Here is a 9,947-nt window from a genome sequence, read left to right as displayed (position 1 = left end):
GGGTTTTCTCCCCCTCCACCACCCGCTGCGCGGGCGGTCCCCCTCCCCATTCCTTCGGAACAGGGAGGATAAGGTTTCAGCCCAGCTTCTTCGGCGCGGCCGGGGGCTGCGGCGGGGACCAGCCCGCCGGAACCGGCGCGGGCTTCTGCTCGCGGGCGTAGTTCTCGAGGCTGGAGAGCGAAGGCCCGTAGTCCTCGGTCGGCGAGTGCAGCCACTTTTCGTCCATCGCGCGCGCGGCCTCGACGAGGTCCTGCGGCAGTTCCTTGATGCCGCCGGGCAGCGTCTGGAACGTGGTGAAGTAAGTGATGTGGCCGGGCGCCTGACCCATCAGCATCCAGGGCAGCCACGGCGTCATGCGCGTCCATGCGCCGATATGCGGGATGTGGGTGAGGTTGGGGTTCAGCACGTCCTCGCGCTTCACGGTGTAGATGAAGTGCTCGGAGACGCGGTTCATCACGCCCGAGGATTCGCGCGGCCACTTGTCGGGCTGCAGCGCGTTCGGATAGATCATGTCGATGTCGGTGTTGACGATCAGGGTGCCTTCCGGACCCTCCATCCAGTCCATCAGGAACGGCTTGGGCTCGGTCTTCACCTTCTGCAGCCCGCCGTAGCTCGGCGGCTCGGGGACCTTGTCGCTGATGGTGAAGTTGAACGGGTCGTTGGCGATCGGCACGACCTTGACCTTCTCGCCGGTATAGGGGTTGTCCCAAGTGTCCAGCAGCTTGCCGGTCTCGATGTCGCGATAGAACACGACTTCGCGCAGCATGCGGCGCCAACTGCCGTCGTCCAGGCGCTTCATGCGGGTGAAGCTGAAGCCCTCGGCGATGAACAGCGGGCGGATCTTCTCGTTGTCGCGCACGCCGAAGGCCTTGCCGCGCAGCCAGCCGCACTTTTCCTTGGTGGGATCGACGTCACCGTCGATGCGCGCATACGTATCGCGGTTCCACACCGGGTCCTTGAAGTCCAGCCTGGTGGTGAAATTCAGGCGCGACGCAGCCGTCGCGGACTTGCCGGCGGCGGACGCCACCGTGGGAAGCGCCGCCACGCCTGCGGCGATGGCCGCCAGGCTGAGGCCTTCGCGGCGGGTAAACGTGTTATTCGACATGAGCTGATCACTCCATGAGGCCGAGAGGCTATGTGCCGCGATGGGGATGGATGAAGCCGGGGCCAGCGTCGATCAAGCTCCCACGAATGATCGCCAGACAGATACGGCGGATCGCCGATCACAATTTTTGATCATTGAGTACGGTCAAGGCAGGCACGTCTATTGGCCCCGAGCCGCGCTGTCGGGCGCGGTCAGGGTGTTGTCAGGTGCCGCTAGGGTGCCTTTGGGTGCCGTTCAGTGCGCCTTGCGCATTGGTTCGAAGGCCGATTTCTCGAGAATTTCGCGCAGTGCCTTGCAGGCCGAAGTCTCGAAGTTCTCCGCCATGCTGACGAAGCCGAACTGCGAGGCGGTGACCTCGGTGCCGGGTACGCGCCTGAGGGTGCCGTTCTCCAGCTCCTCGGCAACCCGCTCGTCGGCGATCAGGCCGATGAAGTCGCCGCTGAGAACCAGCAGGCGAATAACGTCCATCGAGGCCGTCCGCACACTCTTGCGCGCGACATCGCGGCCTGCCGTCGCCATGACCGAGACGATGTCGCTCTGGCCCGGAAATGCGCCGACAATGGCGGTGTCGAACTCCACCCAGCGGTACTGGGAGATCGGGCGGCGCTTGGCGATATCGTCGAAAACCGGGTGCGTGGCGGCCGCGACGACGGAATAGTTGAGCGTTCCCAAAGGCTCGGTCAGCAGGGTGCCGCCATGTTCATCGTCAGCCGGGATGGCGCAGCAGGCGAAGTCGACCTCACCCTGCTGGAGACGGCCGAGGAGCTGCGAACTGAAGCCCTCGAATACCCGCAAGGTGGTCGAGGGGTACTGCTCCGAAAACTCGGCGATGCAGCGGGCGAAGGCGTCGGTCAGGAAGATCGAGTGCACGCCCATGTTGATCGTCTGGTTGTGCGTGCTGTCGGCGACTTCGTCGAGGATGCGCTCCTGTTCGCGGAAGATCAGCCGGGCGCGGCGGACCAGACGGTCGCACAGTGGCGTCGGGCGAATGCCGCGCGGGCCGCGCTCGAACAGGCGGCCGTTCAGCGTTTCCTCGAGCTGGTGCATGCTCCAGGTCAGGGCGGGCTGGGAGATGCCCAGATCGCGCGCCGCCTGCCGGAAGCTCCCGGCTTCGTAGATCGCCACCATGCGTTGCAGTTTGACCAGGTCCATGCGCGTCACCGTTGATCGTCGGGCTCGGGTTTGTCCAGCCTTGCCAGCGGGAAGGGGCCATCGGTCGCACTCCCCGCCGTGCAGGGCGTTCAGTTCTGCGGAGCGCCGGTGTCTTGGAAGTTCTGCCAGTCGCGGGTGACGAGGCGTTCGTCGATCAGCGTGCGCTGGTAGCATTCGCCGTCGCGGAACCACTGCCAGGTGCGGGCGCGCTTGGTGAAGTCCTCGTTCACCTGGATCATCTCGTAGAGATAGATGCCGGGCTCGTTGTGGCGGGTCCAGTTGAGGCAGGTCGAGCGATTGTAGTCGTCCGGCTGCATCGCGGCGGCCCAGCCCTTGATCAGCTCGTTGTCCCAGCGGATGCGGCCGTCTTCGTACCACGCCGGGAAGTCGCGCACATCGACGCGGCCGTCGTCCCAGAAGTAGTGGTTGGTCTGGTGGTATTCCTCGTGGCCCGGCTCGCCGACGAGGCGGCAGAACAGGCGCGAGCGATGCTGGTCGGTCAGTTCGCCGGTCTTCGCGTCGTAGTAGCGATACCAGCCTTCCCACACGCCTTCGTTGTTACACAGCAGAGGCATGGCTTCCCGGATGCCGGGTTGCGAGACCTTGTTCACCATCATCGCCACTCCATAAGATGTCTTGAAAATGCCCATCGGCTGCCCCTTGCCTAGTTGCAGGAGGTGCACGCGCGAGCCTTTTGCGTCCGATTGATCGCTGTTCGGTCATATTGATCGCTTGCCTGCCGGGTCCCGCGCGGGCGTGGCATTGGGGTGTCGAATCAGTTGATCACTGCAAGAGAGTCTAGGAGTCTTCGAGCCATGACGATGGACAGGCGTAGCTTCACCCTTGGTATGGCCAATGGCGCGATCGGTGTGGGAATGGCATCGATGCTGCCTGCTGCAGCACTCGCTGCCCCAGCCAAGAAGGCAGCGGCCGGGCTCGACGTGCTGGTGCTGGGCGCGGGTGTCTCCGGCCTGCAGGCGGCGTGGATGCTGGAGGAGCAGGGGCTCAAGGTCGCCGTGCTCGAAGGGCGCCAGCGCGTCGGCGGGCGGGTGATGACGCTGCTGGACGAGCCGGGCTATCCCGAGATGGGCTTCAACTCGATGGGCGAGGGCTATGGCCGCGGCATCGACGCCGCGCAGCGCGCCGGGGTGACGCTGGAGGACATCGGCGGCCGATACCGCGTCGGCAAACCGCCCATGCTGTGGATGAACGGCCAGCCCCTCACGCGTGAGGAATGGGCGCGCCATCCCGGTAACCCGTTCCCGGATGCAATGAAATCGGTGCTCCCTGCCGAGATGGTAAACAAGCTGGTTGCCGAGCGCACGCCGCTCAAGGACTGGAACGCCTGGACCGACCCGGCCAGCGCCGTGCTCGACGTGCCGCTGCACGATTTCCTGCGCGCGCAGGGGCTTTCGGACCCGGCGATCCGCCTCGCCAACGATGTCTCGCCTTATTACGGCACCAATTCGTGGGACGTCTCCGCGCTGATGCTGGAGTTCAACGACGGCTTCGTGAAGGCCCAGTTCGAGGCGGGGACAAAGTCTTTCGGCGTCAAGGGGGGCAACCTGCACTTGCCGATGGGCATGGCCAAGCTGCTCAAGGGCGACGTCATCCTCGGCAAGGAAGTGGTCGCGATCGAGGCCACCGATAGCGGCTCGACCGTCTATTGTCGGGATGGCTCGACATTCAGCGCCAAGCGGGTGATCTGCTCGCTGCCGTTTTCGACGCTACGCTACGTGAAGATTCTGCCGGGCCTGTCCGGCGCGCAGGCGGAGGCGGTGTCGCAGATCGCCTATCAGCCGCTGTCGATGGCTTTCCTCACCGCCACCGCGCCGTTCTGGGATGAGGACGGATTGTCGCCCGGCATGTGGACGGACGGCCTCGCGGGCACCGTCATTCCGCAGCACTACGGCGCAACGCCGGATGAAGTCACCGGCCTGCTGGTGCAGGCGCGCGGCGGCCTCGCCAACTACTGGGACCGTCTGGGCCGGGACAAGGCGCTGGCAATGATCGTTGCGCAGATCGAGGCGATGCGCCCGGCGGTCAAGGGCAAGCTGGTGGCGCGCACGTACTTCAGCTGGTCGCAGGAAGTCTTCAACGGCGGCGACTGGGCCTACTTCGGGCCGGGTCAGGTGAGTCGCCTCGTCCCCGAAATGTCCAAGCCCGCCGGTCGCCTGCACTTCTGCGGCGAGCATACGGCCACCGGCGCGCGCGGTCTCGAAGGTGCGCTGGAGTCGGCTGAGCGCGTGGCCCTCGAAATTCTCGAAGCCTGACGCAAACACTTCTCCGAAGTGCGATCAGTTTTCGTAATCACTGATAATAATTTCCATTGAATGCGCATGATCCGGGTGGTTTTCGGCCACCCGGATTTCGGCCGTTTCAGGGAGATTGCACGTGCGTCGTTCTCTTTGCGCCTTGCTGCTTGCGGTAACTGTTCTTTCCCCGGTGTCGGCCTCTGCCGCTCTTTCCACGCTCGGCAATGCGCCTGCGGGCCAGCAGGCCGATGGGGTGGAGGTGCAGGCGCCCACCGTGATCTGGCCCAAGGGCGCGCCGGAGCTGAAGGGCTGGCCGGGCAAGGCCAGCGCCCCGGTGACCGAAGAACTGCGCGATGACGGCGAGACGCTGTGGAACGTCACCGTTCCGTCCTATCAGGCGTTCCTGCCCCCGCCCGGCAAGGCCACGGGAGCGGCGATGATCATCGCGCCGGGTGGCGGCTTTCGCCTGCTCGCCATGCGGCATGAGGGGACGCGCGTGGCGGAATGGCTGGCGGAGCACGGCATCGCGGCCTTCGTACTCAAATATCGCCTGATCCAGACCCTTCCCGGCGAGACCAACGAGGCGATGCGCAAGCGGGTGGGCGCGACGATTCCCGCCGGTGTCGGCGGCGATCCGGGCGTTGCGGACGGGCTGGAAACCTTGCGGCTGCTACGCTCACGCGCGGCCGAGTACCGCATCGATCCCAAACGCATCGGTGTCGTCGGCTTTTCGGCGGGTGGTCATGTCGCGGGCATGATGGCTTTTGCTCCCGAGGCCGTCCGGCCCAATTTCGCCGGGCTGATCTACGGCATGCCGTTCGGTGCGAAGCTGCCGGAAATCCCGCCCGCGAACCTTCCCTATCCGGAAGGCGCGCCCAGCGATCCCTGGTTGCGACCTGCGGCCGAGCCCGCGCCGGGCCGCTTGCCGCCGCTGTTCCTGGCCATGGCGCAGGACGACATGGCGGTCGGCTATGGCTTCCGGCCCTTCTACGATGCCCTGTTCGCCAGCGGCTACCGCCCCGAAACCCACCTGTATGAGCGGGGCGGCCACGGCTTCGGCATGAAGCAGACCGGCGGCACGACCGACCATTGGCTCGAGGAATTCCGCTGGTGGATCGCGGGCGAGGGCTTCACGCCCGGTAACTAGCCGGGCGCGGGTTCCGGCCTCAGGGAGCGGTGGTTTCCGCAGGCAGATTGGGGGTGCCCGCCTCGACATAGGCGGCGATGAGCTGGGCGAAGCGCTCGGGCACTTCCAGCGGCGGATAGTGGCCGACGTCGGGCATCATCACGCGCGAGATTTGCGCGTTCTTGAGATAGCGCGCAATCGCATTAGCGGCCGATTCCGGCAGCAGGTGGTCGGCGGCGCCCCAGATCAGGAAAGTCGGCTTGCGGACCTTGGCCATTTCGACGGTGGCTTGCTTGCCATCGCCGATGCGGGCGACGAGGGCGATCAGGTTCTTCTCAGGGATACGGCGGTAGAAGTCATAGTATTCCTTGCGTGTCTGGGCGGAGATACGCGTAGCATCGCCTGCGAAATAGCTCAGGAATTCGTTCCAGAAGGTCTGGTCGCGAAAGCCTGTCTGCTTGGCCCGCTCGGTCGCGTCGGTGAACGACTTGGGCATGACGAGGTGGCTGGTATCCACCGGATCGGACGGGGTGTTCGACAGGATCAGCCGCTCGACGAGATCGGGGCGGCGGGCGGCCAGATACATGCCCATCGTGCCGCCGCTCGACACGCCGACGAACGTGAGCTTCTTCACGCCGAGGCGGGTGAGCAGTTCCACCGGAATGTCGGTCGGCTGCATCGTCTTCGCAGCGGTGTCGGTGGCGCCGTCGGACAGCCCGTAGCCGGGAATGTCGTAGCGGATGATGCGATAGCGGCCCTTGAGCGCCAGTGCGATCCGGTCCCACGTGCGCAGGCTGCTTTCCGAGCCGTGGACCATGAACAGCACCGGTGCGTTCCTGGGCCCTTCATCCTTGTAGTGGATCTTCAGCCCGCCGATCACGGCATAGCGGCTCTGCGCATCGGCATACTTGCGGCGCAGGTCCTCGATCGTGAGGTAGGGCAGGGCAGCCTTGGTCGCGGCTGCGGCGCTCTGCGCATGGGCGGCAGCCGGAACGAGGCCCAGCACCGAAATTGCGACTGTTGCGGCAAGCAGCGGAATGCGGATCATGGCTAACCTTCTTTATCGGGGACAGGCCGAGTTTATCGACTGCTTTGCCGATGTCCGAAAGATCGCCCGGACTATCCGACTGGCGGGCGTGCCCATACGCAAAGGCCCCGGCGAACCTGCGTCCGCCGGGGCCTCTATCTGTTTGCGATTCGGACGATCAGACGATCGCGGCCGCCTTTTCGAGACTGCGGAACATCGCCTGCTGTACGATGTACTCGTGCCGCGCATCGGCATCGGCCTCGAGGTGGGCGAGGTGCGTTTCGCGGGCATCGACCTTGTCCTCTACCGCCGCCTTGTTGGCGATGGTCTGCGCCTGCACGAAATCGCGCGTCACGGTGCGGCGCTGGCGGTCGTAGAGCGAGAGCTGCGCTTCGGCGTCCGCGCCTTCGAGGATCACGCGGCTCAGCTTCTCGACCAGGTTCACCGCATCATGGATGCCCGAGTTCATGCCGAAGCCGCCCAGCGGGTTGTTAAGGTGGGCGGAATCGCCCGCCAGCATGATGCGGCCCTGACGGAAGCTGTTCGCCACGCGCTGGTGGACGCGGTAGCAGGTGCGGTGCTCGGTCTGGACGGGAATGTTGACGCCCAGCAATTCGGCGAAAACCGCGTCCTTGGCGGCGTCGCTGGTCACTTCGGCGACCGAAGCGCCCGACTTCTGCGGCACGAGGACGCGCCACAGACCGGGAACCTTCAGCAGGACGCACCAGAACGGATCGCCGCTGACGTAGTTCACTTCCTTGACCCAGGGCAGGTGCTCCTCGATCGGATAGGCGGTCGAGAGGGTCAGGAAGGTTTCGTCGTAGGTGAAGCCATCGAAGCCGATGCCCAGCCACTTGCGCACGGTGGAATTGCCGCCGTCCGCGCCGATCAGGTAATCCGCGTGGAATAGCTTGATGTCGAACGGGGTTTCGACCGAAACCTGTACACCGTTGGAGCCCTGCACGCAGTTGGCGACCTGGTGCGAGAACAGCACTTCCGCGTTCGGCATCTCGGCCAGCTTGGCGGCGATCAGGCGGGTCAGCTTCCACTGCTCGCACTGCAGGCGATAGGGATAGGGCGTGATGTCGCCGATTTCGCTCATGTCGAGCGAGAAGGTACGGCCGGTGTTGCGGTTGCTGTATTGGTACAGCGGCGCGCGCAGGCCCTGGTCTTCCAGCGTCTGGCGCAGGCCGAGCTTTTCCAGCATCTCGAGCGTCGGCGGATGGAGGGTGGAGGCGCGCATGTCCTCAAGGCAGGTCGGCGCGCTTTCCAGAACGCGGACTGAAATCCCCTGCAGCGCCAGAGCATAAGCAGCCACCATGCCCACTGGGCCGCCACCGGCGACCAGTACCTGCGAGCGTGAATTGTCTAGTGGTAGCAGCAAGGCGTCCCCCGATGAGTAAATGCCTGTCAGGTAAGGTCGCCAAACGTCGCCGTGACTTGCACGACTGCGCGAAGACCGTCCCCCAGTGAACTGAAAACGACGTGTCGGACTGTGCGCCGCCTGCAGGACTGCCCTTCGACTTTTCGCGAATTCTGGTCCCAAGAGGCGCGCTGCCCTGTTTCGGCATAAGCGAGTTTGGCGGGAGGTGATCCGGTGATTGCACCGATGTTCGCGCTGCGATCACTCGGCCTTGATCACCCCTTGCCGTCCGGGGCATGTGGCAGAACGCAGGACAGGGAAACTCGGCCATGCCGGCCTACAGAATTGGAAAACCGATGTTACTTGACCCCAAGCCCCAGAGTTCCGCCGTTTCCGCGCTGCTCGATGCCCCCAAGGCCGCCCGCATGCTCATCGGCGGACAGTGGGTCGATGCGGCGGACGGCGCCGTCGTCGAGACTCTCGATCCGGCCAGTGGAAAGATCATCGGCACGATCCCTGACGCCTCCGCTTCCGATGTGGACGCCGCCGTCGCCGCAGCGCGCAAGGCGCAAGGGCCGTGGGCCGCGACGCCGCCCGCCGAGCGTGCGCGTATCCTCTGGAAGATCGCCGACCTTATTGAAGCGAACATCGACGAATTGTCGGAACTGGAAGCGCTCGACCAGGGCAAGCCGCTCTACGTGGCGCGCTGGGCCGAGATTCCGGGCGCGGTGGGCCAGTTCCGCTTCTTCGCCGGGCAGGCCATGGCGATCGAGGGGCAGACCATCACCCCGTCGATCACCTATCAGCCGCAGGGCAAGGAAATGCGCGCCTGGACCGTGCGCGAGGCCGTCGGCGTCGTTGCGGCGATCGTGCCGTGGAACTCGCCGCTGGTGCTCACCGCGATGAAGCTGGCCCCGGCCTTCGCGGCGGGCTGCGCGGTCGTGCTCAAACCGGCCGAGGACACCTCGCTCTCGGCGATTCGTCTGGGCGAACTGATCCAGGAAGCGGGCCTGCCCGACGGCGTGTTCAACGTGATCACCGGTCGCGGCGCGATTTCGGGTGCGGCGCTGGCCTCGCATCACGACGTCGACAAGGTTGCCTTTACCGGCAGCACTGCGACGGGCCGGGCGATTCTCGACGCGTCGAAGGGCAACCTCAAGCGCGTCAGCCTTGAACTGGGCGGCAAGTCGCCGGTCGTGATCATGGGCGATGCCGACCTGAACCTCGCGATTCCCGGCGCGGCGAACGCGATCTTCTTCAACGCCGGACAGGTCTGCGTGGCGGGGTCGCGCTCCTATGTCCACGCCTCGGTCTACGATCAGGTGGTCGAGGGGCTGGCGGCTTATGCCGGCGGGCTCAAGCTCGGCCACGGTCTTGACCCGGCGACGCAGATGGGGCCGCTGGTCAACGCGCGTCAGGCCGAACGCGTCAGCGGCTTCATCGCCGGTGCGCGCAGCGAAGGCGCGGCCATCGTCGCGGGCGGCGAGCGCCTTGGTCCGGCCGGCACTTTCATCACTCCGACCGTGGTGGCGAACGTGACCGCCAGCATGGAGATCGTGCGCGAGGAAGTCTTCGGCCCGGTTCTCGCCGTGCAGAAGTTCGATGACGTGGAAGAAGTCGTCGCGATGGCCAACGACAGCGTCTACGGCCTCGCCGCCAGCGTCTGGACGGAATCGCTCTCGCACGCGCATCGCCTGTCCTCGCGGATCAAGGCGGGTACGGTGTGGATCAACTGCCACTCGATGTACGACGCCAGCCTGCCGATCGGCGGCGTAAAGCAGTCCGGCTACGGCCGCGACAGCGGGCGCGAGGCGCTGGAAAGCTACCTTGAGACGAAGACCATCTGCGCTGTGGTGTGATGCAGGAATCCTCCCTGTCCCGAAGGGATGGGGAGGGGGACCGCCGACGCAGTCGGTGGT

At 65.4% G+C, this 9,947-nt stretch carries 8 protein-coding genes; 3 read left to right on the top strand and 5 right to left on the bottom strand.

Annotated elements, in window-relative coordinates:
• Positions 1-76: 76 nt before the first annotated feature.
• From HWN72_RS18405 to HWN72_RS18395, 3 genes are all read right to left on the bottom strand, one after another.
• Complete coding sequence (locus tag HWN72_RS18405) at positions 77-1,105, bottom strand: DUF1838 family protein (RefSeq protein WP_036529005.1); 1,029 nt, start codon at positions 1,103-1,105, stop codon at positions 77-79.
• Between the two features lie 234 nt (positions 1,106-1,339).
• Positions 1,340-2,257 carry a LysR family transcriptional regulator gene (locus HWN72_RS18400; RefSeq protein ID WP_036529006.1) on the bottom strand — a complete coding sequence of 306 codons (918 nt, stop codon included), beginning with the start codon at positions 2,255-2,257 and terminating at the stop codon, positions 1,340-1,342.
• Between the two features lie 89 nt (positions 2,258-2,346).
• Complete coding sequence (locus HWN72_RS18395) at positions 2,347-2,907, bottom strand: DUF3598 domain-containing protein (protein ID WP_231958331.1); 561 nt, start codon at positions 2,905-2,907, stop codon at positions 2,347-2,349.
• 165 nt (positions 2,908-3,072) lie between these two features.
• Between HWN72_RS18395 and HWN72_RS18390 the strand changes: the two genes are divergently transcribed.
• Together HWN72_RS18390 and HWN72_RS18385 are read left to right on the top strand one after the other, a co-directional pair.
• Positions 3,073-4,530: an NAD(P)/FAD-dependent oxidoreductase gene (locus tag HWN72_RS18390; RefSeq protein WP_211150942.1), complete on the top strand. Its 1,458-nt coding sequence runs from the start codon at positions 3,073-3,075 to the stop codon at positions 4,528-4,530.
• Positions 4,531-4,651: 121 nt separating this feature from the next.
• Positions 4,652-5,659, top strand: coding sequence for an alpha/beta hydrolase (locus HWN72_RS18385; protein WP_231958332.1), 1,008 nt, complete (start codon positions 4,652-4,654; stop codon positions 5,657-5,659).
• 19 nt (positions 5,660-5,678) lie between these two features.
• Here the strand turns inward: HWN72_RS18385 and HWN72_RS18380 are convergent, their stop codons facing one another.
• Together HWN72_RS18380 and HWN72_RS18375 are read right to left on the bottom strand one after the other, a co-directional pair.
• Positions 5,679-6,686: an alpha/beta fold hydrolase gene (locus tag HWN72_RS18380; RefSeq protein WP_036529009.1), complete on the bottom strand. Its 1,008-nt coding sequence runs from the start codon at positions 6,684-6,686 to the stop codon at positions 5,679-5,681.
• Positions 6,687-6,843: 157 nt separating this feature from the next.
• A complete protein-coding gene (locus HWN72_RS18375) occupies positions 6,844-8,049 on the bottom strand; it encodes an NAD(P)/FAD-dependent oxidoreductase (protein WP_231958333.1) in 1,206 nt (401 codons plus the stop codon).
• Positions 8,050-8,453: 404 nt separating this feature from the next.
• Here HWN72_RS18375 and HWN72_RS18370 point away from each other — a divergent pair, with 404 nt between their 5' ends.
• Positions 8,454-9,887, top strand: a complete 1,434-nt coding sequence (locus HWN72_RS18370; protein WP_083274806.1) for an aldehyde dehydrogenase — start codon at positions 8,454-8,456, stop codon at positions 9,885-9,887.
• Positions 9,888-9,947 lie beyond the last annotated feature (60 nt).

It is taken from the genome of Novosphingobium sp. HR1a, from assembly GCF_015594425.1.
Classification (GTDB): Bacteria; Pseudomonadota; Alphaproteobacteria; order Sphingomonadales; family Sphingomonadaceae; genus Novosphingobium; species Novosphingobium resinovorum_A.
The sequence above is the reverse complement of the archived record's forward strand: the minus strand, read 5'-3'. Positions and strand labels throughout refer to the sequence as shown.

What these genes read in the sequence shown, in the direction of transcription:
- HWN72_RS18405 (WP_036529005.1), bottom strand. Translation starts at nt 1,105, where the DNA reads ATGTCGAATAACACGTTTACCCGCCGCGAAGGCCTCAGCCTGGCGGCC.
- HWN72_RS18400 (WP_036529006.1), bottom strand. Translation starts at nt 2,257, where the DNA reads ATGGACCTGGTCAAACTGCAACGCATGGTGGCGATCTACGAAGCCGGG.
- HWN72_RS18395 (WP_231958331.1), bottom strand. Translation starts at nt 2,907, where the DNA reads ATGGGCATTTTCAAGACATCTTATGGAGTGGCGATGATGGTGAACAAG.
- HWN72_RS18390 (WP_211150942.1), top strand. Translation starts at nt 3,073, where the DNA reads ATGACGATGGACAGGCGTAGCTTCACCCTTGGTATGGCCAATGGCGCG.
- HWN72_RS18380 (WP_036529009.1), bottom strand. Translation starts at nt 6,686, where the DNA reads ATGATCCGCATTCCGCTGCTTGCCGCAACAGTCGCAATTTCGGTGCTG.
- HWN72_RS18370 (WP_083274806.1), top strand. Translation starts at nt 8,454, where the DNA reads ATGCTCATCGGCGGACAGTGGGTCGATGCGGCGGACGGCGCCGTCGTC.